General features: G+C 52.9%; 20 protein-coding genes and 1 other RNA gene. 14 read left to right on the plus strand and 7 right to left on the minus strand.

Going from position 1 to position 23,206, the window contains the following annotated elements; all coding sequences use genetic code 11:
* Positions 1 to 137 precede the first annotated feature (137 nt).
* Positions 138 to 1,388 carry a serine hydroxymethyltransferase gene (glyA, locus tag PJU73_RS03455; protein WP_237091585.1) on the minus strand — a complete coding sequence of 417 codons (1,251 nt, stop codon included), beginning with the start codon at positions 1,386 to 1,388 and terminating at the stop codon, positions 138 to 140.
* 278 nt (positions 1,389 to 1,666) lie between these two features.
* Here glyA and PJU73_RS03460 point away from each other — a divergent pair, with 278 nt between their 5' ends.
* The 4 genes from PJU73_RS03460 (at position 1,667) to PJU73_RS09585 (ending at position 5,037) form a co-directional block, all read left to right on the plus strand.
* Positions 1,667 to 1,891, plus strand: a complete 225-nt coding sequence (locus PJU73_RS03460) for an HP1242/YdcH family protein (RefSeq protein ID WP_237091587.1) — start codon at positions 1,667 to 1,669, stop codon at positions 1,889 to 1,891.
* Between the two features lie 319 nt (positions 1,892 to 2,210).
* On the plus strand, positions 2,211 to 3,491 hold the full coding sequence (locus tag PJU73_RS03465; RefSeq protein WP_237091589.1) for a malic enzyme-like NAD(P)-binding protein: 1,281 nt from the start codon (positions 2,211 to 2,213) through the stop codon (positions 3,489 to 3,491).
* A 237-nt stretch (positions 3,492 to 3,728) separates the two neighbouring features.
* Positions 3,729 to 4,724 (plus strand): biotin synthase BioB, encoded by a 996-nt coding sequence (gene bioB / locus PJU73_RS03470; protein ID WP_237091590.1) that lies wholly within the window; start codon positions 3,729 to 3,731, stop codon positions 4,722 to 4,724.
* 130 nt (positions 4,725 to 4,854) lie between these two features.
* Entirely contained in the window at positions 4,855 to 5,037 is a 183-nt protein-coding gene (locus PJU73_RS09585) for an IS3 family transposase (protein WP_371871510.1), read from the plus strand.
* A 55-nt stretch (positions 5,038 to 5,092) separates the two neighbouring features.
* Here PJU73_RS09585 and gloB read toward each other — a convergent pair whose 3' ends face one another.
* Positions 5,093 to 5,842, minus strand: coding sequence for a hydroxyacylglutathione hydrolase (gloB, locus tag PJU73_RS03475; protein ID WP_237091592.1), 750 nt, complete (start codon positions 5,840 to 5,842; stop codon positions 5,093 to 5,095).
* Between the two features lie 112 nt (positions 5,843 to 5,954).
* On the minus strand, positions 5,955 to 9,782 hold the full coding sequence (locus PJU73_RS03480; protein WP_237091594.1) for a DUF3683 domain-containing protein: 3,828 nt from the start codon (positions 9,780 to 9,782) through the stop codon (positions 5,955 to 5,957).
* A gap of 289 nt (positions 9,783 to 10,071) precedes the next feature.
* Between PJU73_RS03480 and ffs the strand changes: the two genes are divergently transcribed.
* The 3 genes from ffs (at position 10,072) to PJU73_RS03495 (ending at position 12,662) form a co-directional block, all read left to right on the plus strand.
* Positions 10,072 to 10,168: signal recognition particle sRNA small type (gene ffs / locus PJU73_RS03485), an RNA gene on the plus strand.
* 146 nt (positions 10,169 to 10,314) lie between these two features.
* Positions 10,315 to 12,006, plus strand: coding sequence for a D-lactate dehydrogenase (dld, locus tag PJU73_RS03490; RefSeq protein ID WP_237091596.1), 1,692 nt, complete (start codon positions 10,315 to 10,317; stop codon positions 12,004 to 12,006).
* Positions 12,007 to 12,152: 146 nt separating this feature from the next.
* The gene (locus PJU73_RS03495) at positions 12,153 to 12,662 is read left to right on the plus strand and encodes a peptidylprolyl isomerase (RefSeq protein ID WP_237091598.1); all 510 of its coding nucleotides are present in this window, start codon (positions 12,153 to 12,155) and stop codon (positions 12,660 to 12,662) included.
* Between the two features lie 158 nt (positions 12,663 to 12,820).
* On the opposite strand, the gene PJU73_RS03500 is transcribed toward PJU73_RS03495, so the two are convergent.
* From PJU73_RS03500 to plsY, 3 genes are all read right to left on the minus strand, one after another.
* On the minus strand, positions 12,821 to 13,531 hold the full coding sequence (locus PJU73_RS03500) for an epoxyqueuosine reductase QueH (protein ID WP_237091599.1): 711 nt from the start codon (positions 13,529 to 13,531) through the stop codon (positions 12,821 to 12,823).
* A 147-nt stretch (positions 13,532 to 13,678) separates the two neighbouring features.
* The gene (locus PJU73_RS03505) at positions 13,679 to 15,193 is read right to left on the minus strand and encodes a patatin-like phospholipase family protein (protein ID WP_237091600.1); all 1,515 of its coding nucleotides are present in this window, start codon (positions 15,191 to 15,193) and stop codon (positions 13,679 to 13,681) included.
* 75 nt (positions 15,194 to 15,268) lie between these two features.
* On the minus strand, positions 15,269 to 15,874 hold the full coding sequence (gene plsY / locus PJU73_RS03510) for a glycerol-3-phosphate 1-O-acyltransferase PlsY (RefSeq protein ID WP_237091601.1): 606 nt from the start codon (positions 15,872 to 15,874) through the stop codon (positions 15,269 to 15,271).
* 58 nt (positions 15,875 to 15,932) lie between these two features.
* On the opposite strand from plsY, the gene folB reads away from it, so the two are divergent.
* Positions 15,933 to 16,283, plus strand: coding sequence for a dihydroneopterin aldolase (gene folB / locus PJU73_RS03515; RefSeq protein WP_237091602.1), 351 nt, complete (start codon positions 15,933 to 15,935; stop codon positions 16,281 to 16,283).
* An 83-nt stretch (positions 16,284 to 16,366) separates the two neighbouring features.
* Positions 16,367 to 16,900, plus strand: a complete 534-nt coding sequence (locus PJU73_RS03520; RefSeq protein WP_237091603.1) for an NUDIX hydrolase — start codon at positions 16,367 to 16,369, stop codon at positions 16,898 to 16,900.
* A gap of 97 nt (positions 16,901 to 16,997) precedes the next feature.
* On the opposite strand, the gene dut is transcribed toward PJU73_RS03520, so the two are convergent.
* On the minus strand, positions 16,998 to 17,450 hold the full coding sequence (dut, locus tag PJU73_RS03525) for a dUTP diphosphatase (protein ID WP_237091604.1): 453 nt from the start codon (positions 17,448 to 17,450) through the stop codon (positions 16,998 to 17,000).
* 129 nt (positions 17,451 to 17,579) lie between these two features.
* Here dut and pdxH point away from each other — a divergent pair, with 129 nt between their 5' ends.
* The 5 genes from pdxH (at position 17,580) to PJU73_RS03550 (ending at position 23,184) form a co-directional block, all read left to right on the plus strand.
* A complete protein-coding gene (gene pdxH / locus PJU73_RS03530) occupies positions 17,580 to 18,212 on the plus strand; it encodes a pyridoxamine 5'-phosphate oxidase (protein ID WP_237091606.1) in 633 nt (210 codons plus the stop codon).
* A 188-nt stretch (positions 18,213 to 18,400) separates the two neighbouring features.
* Positions 18,401 to 19,465, plus strand: coding sequence for a pseudouridine synthase (locus tag PJU73_RS03535; protein WP_237091607.1), 1,065 nt, complete (start codon positions 18,401 to 18,403; stop codon positions 19,463 to 19,465).
* A 225-nt stretch (positions 19,466 to 19,690) separates the two neighbouring features.
* Positions 19,691 to 20,629, plus strand: coding sequence for an aldose 1-epimerase (locus tag PJU73_RS03540; RefSeq protein WP_237091608.1), 939 nt, complete (start codon positions 19,691 to 19,693; stop codon positions 20,627 to 20,629).
* Between the two features lie 160 nt (positions 20,630 to 20,789).
* On the plus strand, positions 20,790 to 21,623 hold the full coding sequence (gene ypfJ, locus PJU73_RS03545) for a KPN_02809 family neutral zinc metallopeptidase (RefSeq protein WP_237091621.1): 834 nt from the start codon (positions 20,790 to 20,792) through the stop codon (positions 21,621 to 21,623).
* Positions 21,624 to 21,801: 178 nt separating this feature from the next.
* Positions 21,802 to 23,184, plus strand: coding sequence for a phosphomannomutase/phosphoglucomutase (locus PJU73_RS03550; RefSeq protein ID WP_237091609.1), 1,383 nt, complete (start codon positions 21,802 to 21,804; stop codon positions 23,182 to 23,184).
* Positions 23,185 to 23,206: the final 22 nt, after the last annotated feature.

A 23,206-nucleotide genomic window follows, 5' to 3' on the forward strand; every position in this document is an offset into this window, starting at 1 on the left:
GATGGTTTGGGTAGAAATTTCTTTGATGATTGTGAAAACAGGCCGTCTGAAAATAGCTAAACCAAGCATTTTCAGACGGCTTTGTTTGCCGGTTTAATCCGGTTTTATCATAAGTGGAAGGATATCCGGCTGTGTTTTTATGCGCCGTAAACCGGATTTTTTTCGCAGAGTTCGGCGATTTGTTCGCGGACTTTGCTCAGGTTGGCTTCGTCTTCCGGATTGTCCAAGACATCGGCTACCAAGTTTGCCAGTTTGCGGGCATCGTCTTCGTTGAAGCCCCGGCTGGTGATGGCGGAAGCGCCGATGCGGATGCCGGAGGTAATGAACGGTTTTTCAGGGTCGTTCGGAATGGCGTTTTTGTTGACGGTGATGTGTGCCAGACCTAAAGCGGCTTCGGCGGCTTTGCCGGTGATTTTTTTCGGTTGCAAATCAACTAGGAAAACGTGGCTTTCGGTGCGGCCGGATACGATGCGCAGACCCCGTTTGAGCAGTTCTTCCGCCATGGCTGCGGCGTTGATTTTGACCTGTTTGGCGTATTCTTTGAATTCGGGTTGCAGCGCTTCTTTGAAGGCAACGGCTTTGGCGGCGATAACGTGCATCAGCGGGCCGCCTTGCAGGCTTGGGAAGATGGAAGAATTGAGTGCTTTGGCGTGTTCTTCGCTGCGGCACAAAATCACGCCGCCGCGGGGGCCGCGCAGGGTTTTGTGGGTGGTGGTGGTCACGAAATCGGCAAACGGTACGGGGCTTGGGTATTCGCCGCCTGCAATCAGGCCGGCGTAGTGTGCCATATCGACGAAGAGGTATGCGCCTACTTTGTCGGCGATTTCTCGGAATTTGCCCCAGTCGATTTCCAAGGCGTAGGAAGATGCGCCGGCGACAATCATTTTTGGTTTGTGTTCGAGCGCCAGGCGTTCTACTTCGGCGTAGTCCAACACTTCGTTTTCGTCCAAGCCGTAGGTAATGGCATTATAGAGTTTGCCGGAAATATTGACGCTGGCTCCGTGGGTGAGGTGGCCGCCGTGTGCCAGACTCATGCCTAAAATGGTATCGCCCGGTTTCAATACGGCGGCGTAAACGGCTTGGTTGGCTTGCGATCCGGAATGGGGTTGGACGTTGGCGTATTCTGCGCCGAACAGTTTTTTCACTCGGTCGATGGCGAGCTGTTCGACTACATCGACGTGTTCGCAGCCGCCGTAGTAGCGTTTGCCCGGGTAGCCTTCGGCGTATTTGTTGGTTAGTTGTGAGCCTTGGGCTTCCATCACGGCGCAGCTGACGTAGTTTTCCGAAGCAATCAGTTCAACGTGGTCTTGCTGGCGCTGTACTTCATCGGCAATGGCGGCGGCCAGTTCCGGATCGTATTTTTCGATGGTTACGCTTTTTGAAAACATATTTCGGTATCCTTTGCAGGTGGGATAGGGTCGGAGAAACGCCGGAGGGTTGCGGCAAGCGCAGTCCGGGGCGGAAAATTGACAATGTACCAAATCCGCCGAAATTGTCAATAATAAAAAGGCGTGCCGGATGGCGGTGCGTCTGTCGGCGGGAAAACGTTGGAATAAACGGCGCTCTTTGCTATAATGAATGCAGACAATGATTTTAATTTTTGCGTGGCGATGGTTCACGACAATATTTTTGTTGTTTTTTCTTTAACTTTGAGAGGAAGACGATTATGTTTCCAGAATACCGCGAATTGATCAGCAAATTAAAACAAGAAGATGCGCATTTTGCTCGCTTGTTTAACGAGCATAATGAGTTGGACGACAAAATTACCGGTTTGGAAAACAATCCGGTAACTGCCAGCACGGTAGAAGCCGGCATTGAAGAGCTGAAAAAAGCCAAGCTGAAGCTGAAAGACGAGCTGTATGCTTTGCTGCTGAAGGCTTCCGGTAAATAAGCCGAATGTTTTTGAAAACCGCTTCTTTTTAAGAGGCGGTTTTTGTTTGTCAGGCCGTCTGAAAAACGGGGGTTGGTTTTCAGACGGCCTTTTACTGTATTTGTATTTTGTTTGAAATTGAACTATTTTTGCCGGATAGGGCGGGGATAGGTTTGCGCTGCGGCAAAAAAGTCCGCAATCATGCCTGTTTCACGCAATTTGCGGTAGGCAGCGTTTCCCAATGCGTGTTAGAATAAATACCCTTGTTATCCCGACCTTTTGTGGCTGGGCAGCCACACGGATACTCGGATTGGATACTTATTGTCATGAGGACGAATACATGGAAAACTCACTGAAAGAAGCTGCACTGCATTTTCACGAATTTCCGGTAGCGGGCAAAATTTCCGTTACCCCGACCAAATCGCTGGCAACCGCCCAAGATTTGGCGCTGGCCTATTCGCCGGGTGTGGCCGCCCCTTGTCTGGAAATCCACGACAATCCTGCCAATGCCTATAAATACACTGCAAAAGGCAATCTGGTTGCCGTAATTTCCAACGGCACGGCGGTATTGGGCTTGGGCAACATCGGTGCGCTGGCGGGCAAGCCGGTTATGGAAGGCAAAGGCGTTTTGTTTAAAAAATTCGCCGGTGTTGATGTGTTCGACATCGAAATCGACGAAAAAGATCCGCAAAAACTGGTGGACATCATCGCCGCATTAGAGCCGACTTTCGGCGGCATCAATTTGGAAGACATCAAAGCGCCGGAATGTTTCTTTATCGAGCAGGAATTGAAAAAACGCTGCAAAATTCCGGTATTCCACGACGACCAACACGGTACGGCCATCATCACTGCCGCTGCGGTACTCAACGCCCTGCGTCTGACCGGCCGAAACATCGCCGAAGCCACGCTGGTATGTTCCGGTGCCGGTGCCGCTGCGATTGCCTGCCTGAACCAGTTGCTGGCATTGGGTCTGAAACGTGAAAACGTAACCGTTTGCGATTCCAAAGGCGTGATTTACAAAACCCGTGAAGACAAAGACCGTATGGACGAGTCTAAACAGTTTTATGCGATTGACGACAACGGCCAACGCAACCTCGCCGATGCCGTGCAAGGCAAAGACATTTTCCTTGGCTTGTCGGGCGCTAATCTGCTGACTCCGGAAATGCTCAACACCATGAATGCCAAACCGATTGTGTTTGCCATGGCCAACCCGAATCCTGAAATTCTGCCGCCGCTGGCAAAAGCGACCCGTGCCGATGTGGTGATCGGTACCGGCCGTTCAGATTTCCCGAACCAAGTCAATAATGTATTGTGCTTCCCGTTTATCTTCCGCGGTGCGTTAGATGTCGGCGCAACCACCATTAACGAAGAAATGAAACTTGCCTGCGTACACGCATTGGCGGATTTGGCAACCGAAGAGGTCAGCGAAGAAGTGATTGCTGCTTACGGTAAAAAATTCGAATTCGGCGCAGATTATCTGATTCCGACTCCGTTCGATTCCCGCCTGCTGCCCCGTGTTGCCGCTGCAACCGCCAAAGCAGCCATGGAAAGCGGCGTTGCGACCCGTCCGATCGAAGACTTGGACGCTTACCAAGCCCGCTTGGCCGAGATGAAACTGTAAAACCGCATTTGGCGGAAACTATACGCCGAAACCGCAGCAATGCCTGCCGTTTCGGCGTTTTTCAATAAATCATGCCGCCTGTATTTTAATTTGTGATAAAAATCGGTACACTAGCAAGGCCGTCTGAAAATATTGTTTTTCAGACGGCCTTCAAACAATAGCTGCTGCCGTCATTGCGCCGGTAGTGTGAGCCGTCAGCGTCATTGCGCCGCTGTCAAATGAAAAGAATGGATAAAAATGACTGTTTCTCCGATTGCATTGCGCCGCAAGGTCGAGCGCAAGCCGCATCCTACTGCCCGTTATTGGAAAAAATGCGATGTTGAGGCATTGTTTGCCCAACCTTTTTTGGACTTGGTGTATCAGGCCGCCGAAATCCACCGTGCGCATTTTAATCCCCGTGAAATCCAACTCTCTACGCTGATTTCCATCAAAACCGGCGGCTGTCCGGAAGATTGCGCCTATTGTCCGCAGTCGGCGCACCACAACACCGGTTTGGAACAGGAAAAAATACTGGATGTTGATGAAATCATTGAAAAAGCCAGAATCGCCCAATCCCGAGGCGCAAGCCGTTTCTGTATGGGGGCGGCGTGGCGGGGGCCGAAGCCGAAAGATGTCGAAGCCGTCGGCAAAATCATCTCGGCGGTCAAAGGTTTGGGTTTGGAAACCTGCGGCACATTCGGAATTTTGGAAGACGGTATGGCGGAAGATTTGAAGGCCGCCGGTCTGGATTATTACAACCATAATCTCGATACCGATCCCGAATATTACAACGATATTATCCATACCCGCCTGCATGAAGACCGCATGGACACGCTGGGCAAGGTGCGCCATGCCGGATTGAAAGTCTGTTGCGGCGGCATTGTCGGCATGAACGAAGGGCGGGCGGAACGTGCCGGACTGATTGCCAGTCTTGCCAATCTCGACCCGCAGCCGGAGAGCGTGCCGATTAATCAATTAGTCAAAGTAGAGGGAACGCCGCTGGCCGATGCGGAAGATTTGGATTGGACGGAATTTGTGCGCACGATTGCGGTGGCACGCATTACTATGCCGGACAGTTTTGTCCGCCTGAGCGCAGGCCGTACGGAAATGCCCGAAGCCATGCAGGCAATGTGTTTTCTGGCCGGTGCCAATTCGATTTTCTACGGCGACAAACTGCTGACGACCGAAAACCCCGATGAAGACGGCGACCGTCTGCTGATGGCAAAATTGGATTTGCTGCCGCTGGGTGCTTAAAGCCACAGCAGGCCGTCTGAAAATGTGAACTGCACCCCAAAAGTTGGACACTCCCTCCAACTCTAAAAGGTGCAGTTTTCTTATGTTCAAATATAACCCTGTATTGCTTTCACGTTGGGACAATGCGACGATGGGGTGTTTCTTCGGGACACTGAAATCGGAGAGCTTCTATCGGGAAGGTACGCTGTCGATGGCGGAGCTGACAACAGTGATCGATGATTACATACATTATTACAATCATGATTGGATGAGTTTAAACTTTAAAAGGCTGAATTCTGTGGCGTACAGAACCCAGCTTGAACAGGCTGTTTGAGAAAAATTCTTAAGTTGTCCAAGTTTTGGGGAACAGTTCATATTTTCAGACGGCATTAAAAACTGTTTTTCAACGTTCTTAATGCGGCAAACACCGATAATTCATCGTCTAATTCAATTCCCGAAAGCGTTTCGGCACGTTGGCGGATGTGCGGCAGATGGGTACGCAGAAAGGGATTGATACGCCGCTCGTGTTCAAGAGTAACAGGCAGCGTTGGCGTGTGAGTTGCGTCGGACAGGGCGGCTTGAATATCGGGATTGTCGGGTTCGATGTGGGCGGCGAAACGCAGGTTGGCGGCGGTGTATTCGTGCGCCGGATAAAACAGCGTATCGTCGGGCAACTGTTTGAAACGTTGGAAACTGTCGAAAAGCTGCTGTATCGTGCCGGTAAACACCCGACCGCAACCGCCGCTGAACAGCGTGTCGCCGCAAAAAACGTGCAGACGGTTTTGGTGCGCCAGCAGATAGCAGATATGATGGGCGGTGTGGCCGGGCGTGAGCCAAACTTCGGCAGCGAGTTGGCCGAAAGTGAGCTGCATACCGTCTCGAATTGGGCAGTCGGCTTCGGGAATATCGCTGTTGCCGTACACTTTCACCTGCGGAAACGCCAGTTTCAACGCCGCCACGCCACCACGGTGGTCATCGTGATGGTGGGTAATCCAGATTTGGTGCAGATTTTGCCGGTGTTGCTGTAAAAATCCGATCATCGGCACTGCATCACCGGGATCAATACAGATATTGCCCTGTGTGGTTTGAATCAGCCAAATGTAATTGTCGCCAAAAGCGGGAATGGGGGTAATTTGCATGATATGTTGGTTTGAGTGAGGTTAAGTGTAGGGGATAATAATATCGTTATGTGAAACCATGCCGTCTGAAAATCGGATTTTCAGACGGTATGGTTTTATTGTCGGAAGGGTTTTACAGCAACACTTTTTCTACGCCGCCGTTGTTGGCTTTTTGGACGAAGTCGTTGAGCCAGTTGTCGCCGAGCAGGTGTTTGGCCATTTCGATGACGATGTAGTCGGCAGGCATATTGTTGTCGTCGGCGTAGCGGCTCAGACCTTGCAGGCAGGCGGGGCAGGAGGTGAGCATTTTGACTGGTTCGCCCTTCGGCAGGGCTTTGAGGTTTTTCTCGATTTCTTCCTGTTTGCGGAATTTGACCTGAGTGGCGATGTCGGGGCGTTTGACGGCGAACATGCCGGATTCGCCGCAGCAGCGGTCGCTTAAAACGACTTTCTGGCCCAAAAGTTCACCGGCCATTTGGGTGGCGTTCATGGTTTTAATCGGGCTGTGGCACGGGTCGTGGTAGAGGTATTGCTGGCCTTTGATACCGTCGAGTTTTACGCCTTTTTCGAGCAGGTATTCGTGGATGTCGATGATGCGGCAGCCGGGGAAGATTTCTTCAAAACGGTATTTTTCGAGTTGGTCGTAACAGGTGCCGCAGCTGACGACGACGGTTTTGATGTCGAGGTAGTTGAGGGTGTTGGCCATGCGGTGGAAAGATACGCGGTTGTCGGTACTCATCTGTTCGGCTTTGGCTTTGTTACCGCCGGCTTCCTGCGGGTAGCCGCAGCACATATAGCCCGGCGGTAAGACGGTTTGTACGCCGACGTGCCACAGCATGGCCTGCACGGCGAGACCGATTTGGGAGAACAGGCGTTCTGAGCCGCAGCCGGGGAAGTAGAACACGGCTTCGCTGTCTTCCGGCGTTTGTGGGTTGCGGATAATCGGAATGCTTTTGTTGTCTTCGATACCGAGCAGGGAGCGGGGCGTTTTGGCGGGGACGTTTTTCGGCAAAGGCCGGTTGATAAAGTGGATAATCTGTTCTTTTATCGGAGCGGCACCGGTGGTGGCTTTGGGTTCGGCTTTTTGTTTTTTGGTACCCAACGGCAACAGTTTGCCGATTTTGTAGGCGAAATTCTGCGCCGGAAAGCCGGTTTGAATCATGGCGGTACGCAGGGCTTTGATGGCTTTCGGATTGGTGGCGTTGAGAAATGCCATGCCCAGCGAGGCGGCGGGGGCGAAATTTTTGTGGCCGGAATCGGCAAGGTAGTTGCGGATGGCAACGGTTACATCGCCGAAGTCGATATTGACCGGACACGGTTTGACGCAGCGGTGGCACACGGTGCAGTGGTCGCCCAAGTCCGTCAGTTCTTCAAAGTGTTTGAGGGATACGCCCCGGCGGGTTTGTTCTTCGTACAAAAATGCTTCGGTCAGCAGGCCGACACCGAGGATTTTGTTACGGGGGCTGTATAACAGGTTGGCGCGGGGAACGTGGGTGGAGCAGACGGGTTTGCACTTGCCGCAGCGCAGACAGTCTTTGACCGAGTCGGCGATGGTGCCGAGGTCGGATTTTTCCATAATCAGCGATTCTGCGCCGAGTAATTCGAAAGACGGCGTGTAGGCGTTGCGCAGGTCGCTGCCTTTCATCAGTTTGTGGCGGTTGAAACGGCTGTCGGGATCGACTTTGGCTTTGTAGTCCCAAAACGGCTGCATTTCTTCGTTGCTCAAAAACTCGAGTTTGGTAATGCCGATACCGTGTTCGCCGGAAATCACGCCGTTGAGGTCTCGGGCGATTTTCATAATGCGTTCGACGGTTTTGTAGGCGGTTTGCAGCATTTCGCTGTCATCAGAATTGACCGGAATATTGGTGTGAACGTTGCCGTCGCCGGCGTGCATGTGCAGGGCGACAAACAGGCGGCTGCGCACGGTTTTGCTGTGGATTTTAGCCAAACCTTCGATGATTTTGGTGTCGGTTTTGCCGCTGAAGATTTCTGAAAGCGGTTTCATTACATCTTCTTTTACCGATACCCGCAGACGGAAATCCCGGAAGGCAATAAAGCTGCTGCGTTCGTTTTCGGCTTCGGGGGCGGCGACAACGGCGCTGCCGTAGCGCTCACGGTACAGGCTCAAAGGCTCGTCGAGATGGTCGAGCAGCCATTCCCAACGTTCTTTGACGGCGGCAACGTGTGCCAAAGCGTGTTTGGCACGGTCGCCCAATAATTCGTGGCTCGGCAAGTCGGTACCGAGGGCATCGACCGGTAGTTTGCCTTGCAGATAGTCGAGTAGGGAGCGGCACAATGCCAGTTTGTTCTGAATCGACAATTCGATGTTGATACGTTCGATGCCGTCTGAATATTCGCCCAAGCGTTCCAGCGGAATCACCACGTCTTCGTTGATTTTAAAGGCGTTGGTGTGTTTGGCGATGGCGGCGGTGCGGCTGCGGTCGAGCCAGAAGGTTTTGCGGGCTTCGGGGGTAACGGCGATAAAGCCTTCGCCTTCACGTTTGCGGGTCATGGCGACAATGTGTTCGGCGGCTTCCTGCACGGCGGCTTCGTCGTCGGAAACGATGTCGGCGAGCAGCACCATTTTCGGCCGGCCTTTGCCCGCTGCTTTGGTGGCATAGCCGACGGCACGCACATAACGCCAGTCGAGATGTTCCAAACCGGCGAGTTTGACCGAATCGTGTCCCAGCAGATAATCGCGGATTTCGACAATCGAAGGGGTGGCGTTGGCGACAGTGCCGAAAAATTCCATACACACGGTGCGGATGTATTTCGGCATACGGTGCAGCACAAACGCTACGCTGGTAATGATGCCGTCTGTGCCTTCTTTCTGCACGCCGGGTAGGCCGCTGAGGAATTTGTCGGTAACGTCTTTACCCAAACCGACTTTGCGGAATTTGTGTCCCGGAATTTCCAAACGCTCGGTTTTGACGATGTTGAGGCCGTCTGAATCCAGCGTATGCACGTCAAACACGGCGGTTGCTTCGTCGTGGATTTTGCCGAAATTATGGCGGACACGTTCGATTTTCAGCCATTCGCCTTGCGGATTGACCATTTTCCAATAGGCGAGGTTGTCGAGCGCAGTCCCCCACAAAACGGCTTTTTTACCGCCGGCATTCATCGCCACATTGCCGCCCACGCAGGAAGCATCGGCGGAAGTCGGATCGACGGCAAATACCAGCCCGGCCTGATGGGCGGTTTCTTCGACACGGCGGGTAACCACGCCGGCACCGCAGTGGATAATCGGATGTTTGCCCTCCAAGCCCGGGAGATTGACAAATTCTACGCCGTTGTGGCGGTCGAGTTTTTCAGTGTTGATAACGGCACTGTTGGCATCCAGCGGAATCGCCCCGCCGGTGTAGCCCGTACCGCCTCCGCGGGGGATAATTACCAAATCCAGCTCGATTAAGGCTTTGACCAGCGGCGCTACTTCGGCTTCGCTGTCGGGATTAATCACCACAAACGGATATTCGACCCGCCAGTCGGTAGCATCGGTAACGTGGGTAACACGTGCCAAACCGTCAAACATAATATTGTGCGGTTTGGTGATGCTGCTCAGGCGTTCAAGGATTTGGCGGCGTTTCTGTTTGGTGGTTTCAAAACTGTCGTCAAAGTCTCCGACCGCCGTTTCCGCCGCCGCCACCAATGCGCCGACTTGGGCATTGTCGTCCCGCCGTTTTTGGATTTCGTTCAAACGGTGGCGCATTTCCCGCACCAAAGCCTCCCGGCGTTTCGGGTGTTCGAGCAAATCGTCCACCAGATACGGGTTGCGCATGACCACCCAAATATCGCCCAATACTTCAAACAGCATTCGTGCCGAGCGGCCGGTTTTGCGTTGGCTGCGCAAATCCTGCAGAATTTGCCAAGCGTTTTCGCCCAAGAGGCGGATCACGATTTCTTTATCGGTGTAGGAAGTATAGTTGTAGGGAATTTCGCGGAGGCGTTGGTTGGTGGTAGTCATATCAGCGTTCCGTTGGTGTGTCGTTCAGCTTTGTGTGCTGTGTTTATTGTATCGAGGCCGTCTGAAAAACGCTGTGGTCTGGTTTTCAGACGGCATGAATGATTGTGGTGGTAAAATTGATGAAAATAAGTGTTTATTATACCGAAAATCAAGCAGTGTAGGCTAGGTTTTGATTTGTTTTGTTGACAATTTTACATTTTATATCGGCGGTTTGGTGCGGATACTCGGGAAGATTTCGGCGGCGGGGCTTGTATTTTGGCAAAAAAACGCTATAATCAGCACTCTCAATGGCGGGTCTCTCCGCATGGTTATTCGGAACACCGGGTCAGGGGCGGAAGCCAGCAGCCCACTCTGATGCGCCAGTGCCGGAGGTTCGGCTCGCCGCCTTATTCTGAAGCACCGAAGATAAGCTCTTCGGTGTTTTTTATTATCCATAATCCGCAAAACTCATTTTCAGACGGCCTGTTCGGGCAAAAAAAGCATTTTTGCTATACAATGGAGTGCAGACACTTTTCGATGAATGGAGAACGCCATGAATGCGACACAACTGATTCAGACCCTGACCCGGATTGTCGGTGAAAAATACATCATCACCGACCCCAACAAAACCGAGCAATACCGCCAAGGCTACCGTTTCGGCGAGGGCAATGCGCTGGCGGTGGTGCGGCCGGGAACGGTTTGGGAGCAGTGGCAGATTTTGCAGGCCTGCGTAGAAGCCGATGTGATTGTGATTACGCAGGCGGCGAATACCGGCCTGACCGGCGGTTCGACCCCCGACGGCAACGATTACGATCGGGATATCGTGATTGTCAATACCATGCGCATGGACATTATCCAGCCGATTAACAACAACGAACAAGTCGTGTGCCTTCCCGGTTCGACCCTTAATCAGTTGGAACTGCTGCTCAAACCGCTGGGGCGGGAACCACATTCTGTGATTGGCTCATCGTGTATCGGCGCTTCCGTATTGGGCGGCGTGTGCAACAATTCCGGCGGCGCACTGGTGCAGCGGGGGCCGGCTTATACCGAAATGGCGCTGTATGCCCAAATCGATGAACACGGCAAGCTGGAATTGGTCAATCATCTGGGTATCGAATTGGGCGACACGCCGGAAGAAATCCTCACCAATTTGCAGGGCCGCCATTATCAAAAGAAAGACATTCAGCAAAACGTCGGCAAAGGCCACGATCATGCCTATTGCAACCATGTGCGCCAAGTGGACGAGCCGAGTGCGGCACGCTTCAACGCCGACCCGAGCCGCCACTACGAAGCCTCGGGCTGCGCCGGCAAACTGATGGTGTTTGCCGTGCGGCTCGATACCTTCCCGCAGGAAAAACACACCGCCGTATTCTATATCGGCACCAACGACATCAACGAACTGACCGACATCCGCCGAGCCGCCCTGAGCCAGTTCCAATCGCTGCCGATTTCAGGCGAATACATCCATCGGGACGCATTCGACGTTGCCGATGCCTACGGCAAAGACACGTTCTATGTGATTAAAAAATTCGGTACGCACCAACTACCGAAACTGTTTGACATGAAAGCACGGGTGGACCGCTTCGGCAAAAAAGTCCGCTTCCTGCCGAAACACTTTTCCGACAAATGCCTGCAGTTTGTCAGCAAATTCCTGCCCGACCATTTACCAAAATCCATGCGGGACTACCGCAACCGTTACGAACACCATTTAATCCTGAAAATGGGCGGTGTCGGCGTAGAAGAAGCCCGAGCATTTTTAAAAGACTATTTTGCCGAACACAGCGGCAGCTATTTCGAATGCAGCGCCGAAGAAACCCAAGCCGCCATGCTGCACCGCTTTGCCGTTGCTTCCGCCGCCATCCGCTATCGAGCCGTGCATGACGACGAAGTAGAAGACATCGTCGCCCTCGACATCGCCCTGCGTCGGGACGACCGGGATTGGTACGAACACCTGCCGTCTGAAATCGACGACAAAATCATCTACAAACTCTACTACGGCCACTTCATGTGCCACGTTTTCCATCAGGACTACATCATCAAAAAAGGCCACGACTGCATGGCCTTGGAACACGAAATGCTGCACCTTTTGGATCAGCGGGGCGCACAATATCCCGCCGAACACAACGTCGGCCACCTTTACGAAGCCAAACCGGCGCTCAAACAGTTTTACCGCAAGCTCGACCCGACCAACAGCTTCAATCCCGGCATCGGTAAAACGTCCAAGAAAAAACATTGGGCGGAGTAAAGCAGGATTGCTGATTGTGATGTGAAGTTTGGAGTAGTAAGACAGCAAGGCCGTCTGAAAAATAGTTTTCAGACGGCCTTGAATTTTGCCCGAACCGCCTTATCTAAGCCGAAACCGTTTTCCAATCAAACAAAGGATACAAAATCATGATTATTCTGCACACCAACAAAGGCGACATCAAAATCGAATTGGATTTTGACAAAGCCCCTGTTACCGCCAAAAACTTCGAGCAATACGTTCAAGACGGCTTTTACGACGGCGTAATTTTCCACCGTGTAATCAAAGGCTTTATGATTCAGGGCGGCGGTATGGACGAAAACATGAATGAAAAAGACACCCGTGATCCGATTCAAAACGAAGCGGGCAACGGTTTGTCCAACGACAAATACACCATTGCCATGGCACGCACTTCCGATCCGCATTCCGCCAGCGCCCAATTCTTTATTAATACTGCCGACAACGGCTTTTTGAACCACCGTTCCAAAGAAATGTACGGCCGCACCGTGGTGCAGGACTGGGGCTACGCCGTATTCGGCAAAGTGGTTGAGGGCTTTGAGGTAGTGGATGCTATTGAAGGCGTTGCCACCAAACGCCACGGTTTTCACGATGATGTGCCGACCGAGGCAATTGTGATTACCAAGGCCGAAGCGGTGTAAAACCGTTCTATCCGATACCTTGGATAAAGCCAATGCCGTCTGAAAATGGGAAAACCCGGTTTTCAGACGGCATTGGTTTGTTTGTAAAGTGAACTTGCTAAAAGTAGGACAAGGCGATCATCTAACGCCGTAATCTTTTAAAGCAAATTCATGATGGTTTATTTATTTTCGTATTGAGTGGACTCATCGCCGTAATAAAGCACACCCAGCTTAATCGGAATCCGGCCCTGCGATTTGCGGTGTTTGTTGGAATCACGCAGCGAATAGGCGCAGCCGCAGTATTCCTGCTGGTAGAAGTTTTCCCGTTTGCTGATTTCAATCATGCGGGCGCTGCCGCCGCCTTTGCGCCAGTTGAAATCCCAATAGACCACATCATCATACGGTGCGGCGGCACGGTGGCCGCAGTCGTTGATTTGTGCCATGTTTTTCCAGCGTGAAATGCCCAGCGAGCTGGTGAACACGGGAAAGCCGTGTTCGTGGGCATATTGGGCGGCTTTTTCAAAGCGCATATCGAAACACATGGTGCAGCGTATGCCCCGTTCCGGCTCGAATTCCATGCCTTTGGCCTTGTCGAACCATTCTTTGCGGTCGTTTTCGTAGTCGTCGTCTTTATCGACAAACGGGATACCGAATTTTTCGGCAAAACGCAGGTTTTCTTCTTTGCGCAACAGATATTCTTTGAGCGGGTGGATATTGGGGTTGTAGAAATAAATGGTGTAGTCGATGCCGCTGGCGAGCATGGCTTCCATCACTTCGCCGGAACAGGGGGCGCAGCAGGAATGCAGCAAAACTTTTTTATGGCCGCCCGGCGGAACGAGTACGGGGCGGTCGATGTCGGTAACAAGCGGTGTCTGTGTTGAATGTGTCATGATTTTGGTTTTTCGGTACGGCAAAACAGGCGACAGTTTAGCAGATGCCGCTGAAATTGGGAAACGGGGAGGCCGTCTGAAAACGGGCAAAGCGGGTTTTTACGCAGCTAAAACCCGTTGCACTCATTTTTCAGACGGCCTCAAGTGTTAAGGCTGGATTGAAAATGTTTCGTCAGGCATTTGGTTGACCGCATTAAATTCTTCTGCATCGGGCAAGGTGGCGGGTGGTAGGGATTTTAAGTCGTCTTCGGATACTTTTTCGAGCGGTGCCAGCAAAATTTCTTCATTCGGACGAGCGGACAGGGTTTGCAGCAGTCGGCGGTATTCTTGGGAATGTTTCATCAGCTCGGCGGCGGCGTGGCGCAGGTCGTCCACATCTTGCGGCGGCAAATAGAAGCTGGTCGGAATGTTCAACACTTTTTGGCGGAACGCAGGGTCGGGCAAGTCCTTGAGATTGAGGCTGACAAACGAGAGCGAAATCGGTTGCCCGTCCGGGCCTTTGTAACCGTCGGCATTCCAGCGGTCGGTAAACTCACGGAAGCGGCGCAGCGATTCCTGCGAATATTTGGCAATCGGAATATCGATGACAGCATTGACCACGTCGCGCAGGCCGGGGACGGCTGCGGTTTCGTCCAAAGTGCGGGACTCTCGGTTTTGGGCATTGACGCTGATCACAACAATACGGCGGATTTTCCGGTTCGCCATCTGCTGCACCAGCATATTGCCGGAATAAAGATCGTTCATGTCCAGCAGGCTGCGCATACCGAGGTTGTCGGTCAGGCCGCCGTCAAGCAGGTGGATATAGGGGCGTTTGCTGCTGTCGCTGTATTGCTTGATGTTGTTGCCGAGTTCCTGACGGGTTTTGTTCTGCTGCTGGGTGTTGCCTTGCGCCATCGCCGCCTGCATTCTTTGCGGCAAGGTGTAGTTGCAGTTGCCGCCGTGGTTGTTGAGCGTAATCGGCGAGAAAATCATCGGCACGGCGCTGGAAGCGGCAACTGCCCTTGCCAGCCGCAGTTTGCTCAGGTTCAGACACATCGGGTCGAAATATTCCTGCGTAAAATTCAGCCGCTCGCCCAAGCCCATATCGGTGGCGGTGATGATGGCAAACGGGCCTTTGCGCCGTTTTTCCAAATCTTCGAAAGTGGCTTTGCCGAAAAGATAGAGTTCAAACTGCTCTTGCAGCAAATCGCCCCGCCCGAATTCAGGCGAGGTCAGGCGGGGAATGTTGGCGAGGGAAAACGCTTGTTTCAATACCTGTTTTTGGAAATTCTGCCGCAAAAAGCGTTTGTAAAACAGCGGAATGGTTTGACTGCCCTGCAGTGAGAAATAGGTTGCCAATACCGAACCGCCCGATACGCCGACCACCAAATCGACATTTTCCAGCAGGGATTTTTCTTCGCCGCTGATGGTTACTTTCTGCTGGTTGAGCTGTTCCAACACGCCGTAGCCCAAAGCCGCCGCCCGTGTGCCGCCGCCGGAAAACATCAACACGATAAAGGTATCGTCCTGACGGCGGTTTTTTTGGGCGGTTTCCAAACGGTAGCCCTGATCGGGCGTGATTTTGCTGATGGTCGGCAAGGGCTGGTAGCGGATGGCGGAACACGCCGAGAGCAGGGCGGTACTCAACGCAGCAATCAGTAATGCAGAACGGCGGGGAAACATGGTTGCTCTTTCGGAAAAAAGGATGGGACAATAAGTTGGTAAAAAGACCCGAAATCATCGGGCCTGAAACATTAACTATTCGGCTTTGTCGCCGATTTTGCTTTCTCTGCCTTGCAGCAGGTTCAGAATATTGCTTTTGTGCCGCCACAACACCAGCAGCGCAATCACCGCCGTGGCCGCTGCCCATGAGGCGTGGGGCATCAGGATATAGGCAATCAGCGGGCTGGCAACGGTGGCAGCGAGTGCGGCGAGGGAAGAGACTTTGAAACCGAACGCCATCACCAGCCAAATCAGGGCGCAAAGTAGGGCGGTCGGCCATGATAAGGCCAGCAGTACGCCCAATGCGGTCGCCACGCCTTTGCCGCCTTTAAAGCCGAAAAACACCGGCCACATATGTCCGACCAGCGCCGCTATGGCTGCCACGGCGACGGTATCGTGGTGCAAATCGAGCGGTGTTTGCAGCAGGCGTACCAAAGCCACCGCCGCCACGCCTTTGAGTGCATCGCCCAAGAGCGTCAGCGCCGCCGCCGATTTTTTGCCGCTGCGCAAGACATTGGTGGCACCGGGATTGCCCGAGCCGTAAGTGCGGGGGTCGGCCATGCCGTAGCATTTGGAAACCACCACTGCAAACGAAACCGAACCGATTAAATAGGCGGAAGTTACCGCTAATATGTTGTACATTCTGTATGCTTTGCTTACAATAAAGACCTTATTCTATCCAAAAAAACGGATACTGGAAATGGATAAAATCTTTTTGCACGGGATGAAAGCCGATACGCTGATTGGTGTGTATGACTGGGAACGGGAACACCGCCAGACGCTGGTAATCGATTTGGACATCGGCATTGCCGAAAAACAGGCGCTCAGTGATGATATTGCCGATACGGTTCACTACGGCGAAGTGTGCGAAGCCGTGCGCAGCAGTTTGCGGAATCAGGATTTTCTGCTGCTGGAAATGCTGGCGGAACACATTGCCGCTTTGGTGTTGAACGATTTCAAGGCATTATGGGTGCGGGTAAAAGTGGTGAAACCGGGGATTTTGCCCGATGTAAAAGAAGTCGGTGTGGAAATCGAACGCAGCGCCGATTAACGGATTAATCAGGCCGTCTGAAAATTTAGATAAATTTAGATAGATGACACTCATTTTTCAGACGGCCTTACTAGGGGAAAAATATGGATTTGACTGAAACCAAATTAAGCAGCGAACCGATTTACCAAGGTTCGTTTGTTACCATCAGTCGGGACAGCGTACGCCTGCCCAACGGCAACGAAAGCAGCCGCATTGTCATCCGCCACCCCGGAGCGGCGTGTGTGTTGGCGGTTACCGATGACGACTGCGTCGTTTTGGTGCGACAGTGGCGTTATGCGGCGGATCGGGCGGTGTTGGAACTGCCGGCGGGCAAGCTCGATGCGGGCGAAGACCCTGCCGTTTGCGCTTTGCGGGAATTGGGCGAAGAAACGCCGTACACCGCCGACAGCGTGAAGCTGCTGCACACGTTTTACACGGCGGTTGGTTTTTGCGATGAAAAAATGTATCTCTACCAAGCCCAAGGCGTGCGCCTCGGTAGCACCTTGTCCCCCGATGAAGACGAGTTTACCGAAACGGTATTGATGAGCCGGGAAGAAGTGAAAGCGGCTTTGGCAAACAATCAGATTGAAGACGGGAAAACGCTGGCGGGTCTGCAATATTGGTTGTTGAACAGCTAAATATTTATACAGTCAATACAAAACATCCGCCCACCCGCTGTTCTGAATTTTTCAGGAATAACGGGTAGTCGGATGTTTGTGTATTTTTCAGACGGCCTCAACCCCGTCCGGTGCTGCCGAAGCCGCCTTCGCCCCGCTCGCTGGCGGCAAATTCGTCCACCACTTTAAATGCCGCCTGCACCACAGGCACAATCACCATCTGTGCAATGCGTTCCATCGGCTCGACCGTAAACGCTTCTTTGCCCCGATTCCACAGCGACACTTTCAATTCGCCCTGATAATCCGAATCAATCAGCCCCACCAAATTGCCCAATACGATGCCGTGTTTGTGTCCCAAACCGGAGCGGGGAAGCAGAACGGCGGCGTAGTCGGGATTGGCAAGGTAAACTGCCAGACCGGTCGGCACCAAATAAGTATCGCCCGGCTGAAGCACCACGGCTTCGTCCAAGCAGGCACGCAGATCCAAGCCGGCCGAGCCGGGCGTGGCGTATGCGGGCAAATGTTGCGCCATTTTCGGATTTAAGATTTTCAGTTCCACTTCGGTTTGCATGATGTTTTCCGTTTTCCAATAATCAAACTTCGGATTATAGCCGAAATCTTAGGCATGATGCCGTCTGAAAAGTGCAAAATGCCGCTCTGCTCTGTTATCATAGCCGTGATTGATGACTGGAGAATAAAAATGAATTTGCACGATATTCGGGAAGATTACAGCAAACAGGAATTATCGGAAGCGCAATGCCATGCCGATCCGATTGTTCAGTTTGAACAATGGCTCAACGAAGCGGTTCAGGCGCAGGTAAACGAGCCGACGGCGGTCAATGTGGCGGCGGTGGGCGAAGACGGCCGCCCCAACAGCCGCATGGTGCTGCTCAAAGAAGTCAATCCGCAGGGCTTTGTGTTTTTTACCAATTACAACAGCCGCAAAGGCAAATCGTATGCCGCCCATCCGTTTGCGGCGATGACGTTTTTCTGGCCGGAGTTGGAACGGCAAGTGCGGGTGGAAGGGCGGATTGAAAAACTGTCTGCCGAGGCTTCGGACGAATATTTCGACAGCCGCCCCTATACCAGCCGCATCGGTGCGTGGGCGAGCGATCAGAGCGAAGTGATTTCCGGCAAGGCGGTTTTGGTGGCCAAAGCTGCGGCTATCGGCGCACGCCATCCGCTGCATGTTCCCCGTCCGCCGCATTGGGGCGGCTATCTGGTGCTGCCCGACCGCATCGAATTTTGGCAAGGCCGCCCGAGCCGTCTGCACGACCGTATCCAATACCGTTTGGAAAACGGCATGTGGATTCGGGAACGTTTGTCGCCTTAAGCGATAAATATTTAGAAATAATGCACGTTTTTAATAAAATCAGGTAGAATGCCGCCCTTATGCCGTCTGAAAATGCTGTTTCAGCGGATCAAACCGATTAACTGTCCTGCCGCATGATGATTGCCGCAGAAGAACCATTGCCCGATTGTGTGCTTAAGCTGTTCGGGAAATGCGTTAGGAGTAAAACCATGTCTAAAAAACAACCTACCAGCAAACGTGAATGGCGCGACGGCGCTGCTTCGGCGGGTGTGAAAAAACCGGCTGCGGCTTCCGCCAAAAAAGCGGCACATCCGTTCAAAGGCGAAGCAAAACGCCAATCTTCAGACAAACGCAAGGCGTTTTCAGACGGCCTGCAGACGCAGGGGCGTGAAAAAGCGGTGAAACAGCGTGCCGATAAGGCGAAAAAACTGGTGGTGCGCAATCCGAACCAGAAAATTCTGGAACACGCCCGTGATTTGAAAGAGCGGCGCAGCGATTTGTCCCGTTTCGAGCCGGAGCGTCTGCAAAAAGTGCTGGCGGCTTCGGGTGTCGGTTCGCGCCGGGAAATGGAAGAATGGATTACCAACGGTTGGGTAACGGTAAACGGCCGTGTGGCGCAGTTGGGCGAAAAAGTAACGCCCGACGACCACGTTACCGTAAAAGGCAACATCATCAAGCTGAAATGGGCCGACCGTTTGCCGAGAATCATTCTGTATTACAAACAGGAAGGCGAAATCGTTTCTCGGGACGACCCTCAGGGGCGGGTGAGTATTTTCGACCGTCTTCCGCAGGCGGCAAGCAGCCGCTGGGTTGCCATCGGGCGTTTGGACATCAACACCAGCGGCCTACTGATTATCACCACTTCGGGCGAACTGGTGCAGCGTTTTGCCCACCCGAGTTTTGAAGTGGAACGGGAATACGCCGTGCGGGTGCTGGGCGAATTGACGACCGAACAAATGCGTATGCTGACCGAAGAGGGCGTGATGCTGGAAGACGGTTTGGCGAAAGTCGAGCGGATTTACGAGCAGGGCGGCGAGGGCGCAAACAAATGGTATAACGTGGTGATTAAAGAAGGCCGCAATCGGGAAGTACGCCGCATTTTTGAAAGTCAGGGTTTGACCGTCAGCCGCTTGGTGCGGGTCGGTTTCGGCCCGATCGGCTTGCCGAACCGCCTGAAGCGGGGACAGTTTTACGAACTCAATCCGGCGGAAGTCGCCAATATCATCAAATGGGCGGATATGCTGCTTCCGGGCGAACGCCGCCGCCGTTCTTAAACCGTAAAAGCCGTCTGAAAACAGGAATTATCGTTTTTCAGACGGCCTGAGACCTTTGCAAAACCCTAGATTTGAGTACAGTTCGAAGTTATAGCAGCACAAAAATCGAAGACATATCATGAAGATAGGCAAGATTTTGAGCAGCGCATAACAAAGAAATGTACCAAAGATAGGGAATTTGCAAAGGTCTCGGCCTTTTTCTTTTGTGCTTGTGAAACATCAACCATGTTCGACATACAAACCGACAACAGCCGCATCATATTAAATCATCAGGGCAGACGGCGGGCGGAAATTTACCTGTTCGGCGCATTGCTCAACCGTTATGAAATCGAACTTACCGACGGCAGCCGCTTCAACGCCGTGCAGGGCTATGAAAACCCGCAGCAGGCGAGGGAAACGCTGACAGCAGGCTTTCACAGCGCCAAACTCAGCCCGTTTGCCTGTCGTATCCGCTGCGGGCAATACCGTTTTGACGGGCAGGAATATTGTGTCGGTAAACACCAAATTGCCGGACACGCCGCCCACGGTTTGATGTATGACGCTGATTTTGCACTGATCGGCAGCGGCAGCAATGCAGAATCGGCATGGGCAGAACTGGCGGCGGATTATCGGGCGCAGGAAGCCGGTTTCCCGTTTGCCTACCGTCTGCAAATCCGCTATTGCCTGACGGCGCAGGGCTTGGAAACCGTAACGCTGGTACGCAATACCGGCCGCAGCGCCATGCCGCTGGCAGACGGCTGGCATCCTTATTTCACCTTGGGCGGCAGTGTCGATGAATGGACGCTGCAACTCAACAGCCGCAGCAGGCTGGTGTTTGACCAAGATTTGGTTGCCAACGGCGAAATACTTGCCGACAACCGGTTTGCAAATGCCCGCAGTTTAGCGGGTATCGAACTGGACAACAGTTTTATTCTCGACAGCTTCGACCGACCCGCCTGCATTTTGCGCAGCAGCAACTACCGCCTGAGCATTTTCCCCGAACCCTCTTACCCGTATCTGCAAATCTACATTCCGCCCGCAAGGCAGTCGCTGGCGCTGGAAAACCTCAGCGGTGCGCCCGACTGCTTTAACAACGGCTTAGGTTTGACGGTATTGGCAGCCGGGGAAGAAAAACGGTTTGCCACACGGTATGTCTTGGAAACTTGCGAAAGCGAGGCAGCATAGCAAAGCCTTACTGACTGAAAAATTTCCCTGATTTTCAGCAAATATATTCTTTAAGGCCGTCTGAAAAATGCCACAATCCGGTTTTTCAGACGGCCTTGCTTTCTGCAGAACAGATAACTTGGCGTATAATACCGGCATTTATATTCAGGAACACATCACTATGGATTGGCAGGGACGCAGACAAAGTTCTAATGTAGAAGACCGTCGGGGTGCTTCGGGCGGAGGCGGCGGCAAAACGCCGGGGATTCTCGGCATTATCGTGCTGCTGGTCGGCGCATATTACGGCGTGGATTTGTCCGGCATTGTCGGTACGCCGAGCTTGGGAACATCGGTTTCCCAACAATCTACGCTTGATCCGCAGCAGGAAAACCAGTTGAACGAGTTGGCAAGAGTGGTGTTGGCGGATACCGAAGCGACATGGAGCGAATATTTCGCCCGCGACGGCCGCCAATACACGCCGACAACCATGGTGCTGTACACCGGCGGCACCCAAACCGCCTGCGGCATGGGCCAAGCGGCGATGGGCCCGTTTTATTGTCCGGGCGACCGCAAAGTCTATCTGGATTTGTCGTTTTACGAAGACATGCGCACCAAGCTCAAATCCGCCAGCGACGCAGCGTTTGCCTATGTGATCGCCCACGAAGTCGGCCACCATATCCAAAACCTGCTCGGCATCTTGCCTAAAGTGAACCAAATGCAGCAGCGTGCGTCCAAAAGCGAAGCCAATGCACTTTCTGTAAAACTCGAATTGCAGGCCGACTGCTTCGCCGGCGTATGGGGACACTTCGCCGTCGGCAAAAAACTCTTTGAAGCAGGCGATATTGAAAAAGCCATGCTGGCGGCAGAATCAGTGGGCGACGACCGTCTGCAGCATGAAGCGCAGGGCTATGTCGTTCCCGACAGCTTCACCCACGGCTCGTCCGCCGACCGCATGAAATGGCTGCAAACCGGCCTGCAAAGCGGCGACATCAACCAATGCAACACATTCCGCTGACCCAACCCGCAAAGCCCGTTTTCAGACGGCCTTTGAATCAGGCGATACACTAAAAAATAGTGGATTCACTTTAAAAGAAGACAAGGCGGCGAGCCGCAGACAGTATAAATAATACGGCAAGGCAAGCCAACGCCGTATTATTTTAAAGTGAATTCACTATATTAGAGAAGGAACAATCATGGCACGCATTGCACAAGACATTTTCAAAGCCTACGATATTCGGGGCATTGTCGGCAAAACCCTGACCAACGAAGCCGCCTATTTAATCGGCAAAGCCATTGCCGCCAAAGCTGTTGAGCAAGGCATTAAATGCATTGCCGTCGGCAGAGACGGCCGCCTGAGCGGGCCGGAACTGATGAAACACCTGCAGCAGGGGCTGACCGACAGCGGCATCGACGTTTTGAATGTCGGCATGGTTGCCACGCCGATGCTGTATTTTGCAGCGATTAACGAATGCGGCGGCAGCGGCGTGATGATTACCGGCAGCCACAACCCGCCTGATTACAACGGTTTCAAAATGATGCTCGGCGGCAAAACGCTGGCGGGTGATTTGATTCAGGAACTGCTGGCGGTAATTGAAAACAATGCTTTCGCCGCAGCAGAAGAAAGCGGCGAAGTGCTTGAAAAAAACATCGCCGACGATTACCGCAACCACATTCTCGGCCATATCAAACTCAAACGCCCGATGAAGATTGTGATTGACGCAGGCAACGGTGTCGGCGGCGCATTTGCCGGCAAACTCTATCGTGATTTGGGCTGTCAAACGCAGGAACTGTTTTGCGATGTGGACGGCACTTTCCCCAACCACCACCCCGATCCGAGCAAACCGGAAAACCTGCAAGACCTGATTCAGGCGCTGCAAAACAGCGATGCCGAAATCGGCTTGGCATTTGACGGCGATGCCGACCGCTTGGGCGTGGTTACCAAAGACGGCAACATCATTTATCCCGACCGCCAACTGATGCTGTTTGCCCAAGACGTTTTGAGCCGCAATCCCAATGCCAAAGTGATTTTCGATGTCAAATCCACCCGACTGCTGACCCCGTGGATTCAGCAGCACGGCGGCGAAGCCGTTATGGAAAAAACCGGCCACAGCTTTATCAAAGCCGCTATGAAAAAAACCGGCGCACTGCTGGCAGGCGAAATGAGCGGCCATATTTTCTTTAAAGAACGCTGGTTCGGCTTCGATGACGGCCTCTACGCCGGTGTCCGCCTGCTGGAAATCCTTTCCGCCTGCGATAACCCATCGGCAATCCTGAACGCATTGCCGCAAAGCATTGCCACCCCCGAACTCAACATCCGTTTACCCGAAAGCAGCAACGGCCACCAAGTGATTGCCGAATTGGCCGCCAACGCCGAATTTTCAGGTGCGACCGAAATCATCACCATCGACGGCCTGCGGGTCGAATTTTCAGACGGCTTCGGTCTGATGCGGGCTTCCAACACCACCCCGATTCTGGTACTGCGCTTCGAAGCCGACAACCAAGCCGCCATCGAACGGATTCAGCAGCAGTTTAAAACCATTATCGAAAGCAATCCTGCTCTGAAATGGCCGCTGTGAGATGATATAGATCATTGTAATG

This window comes from Neisseria lisongii, assembly GCF_028463985.1.
In the GTDB taxonomy this organism is placed as follows: Bacteria; Pseudomonadota; Gammaproteobacteria; order Burkholderiales; family Neisseriaceae; genus Neisseria; species Neisseria lisongii.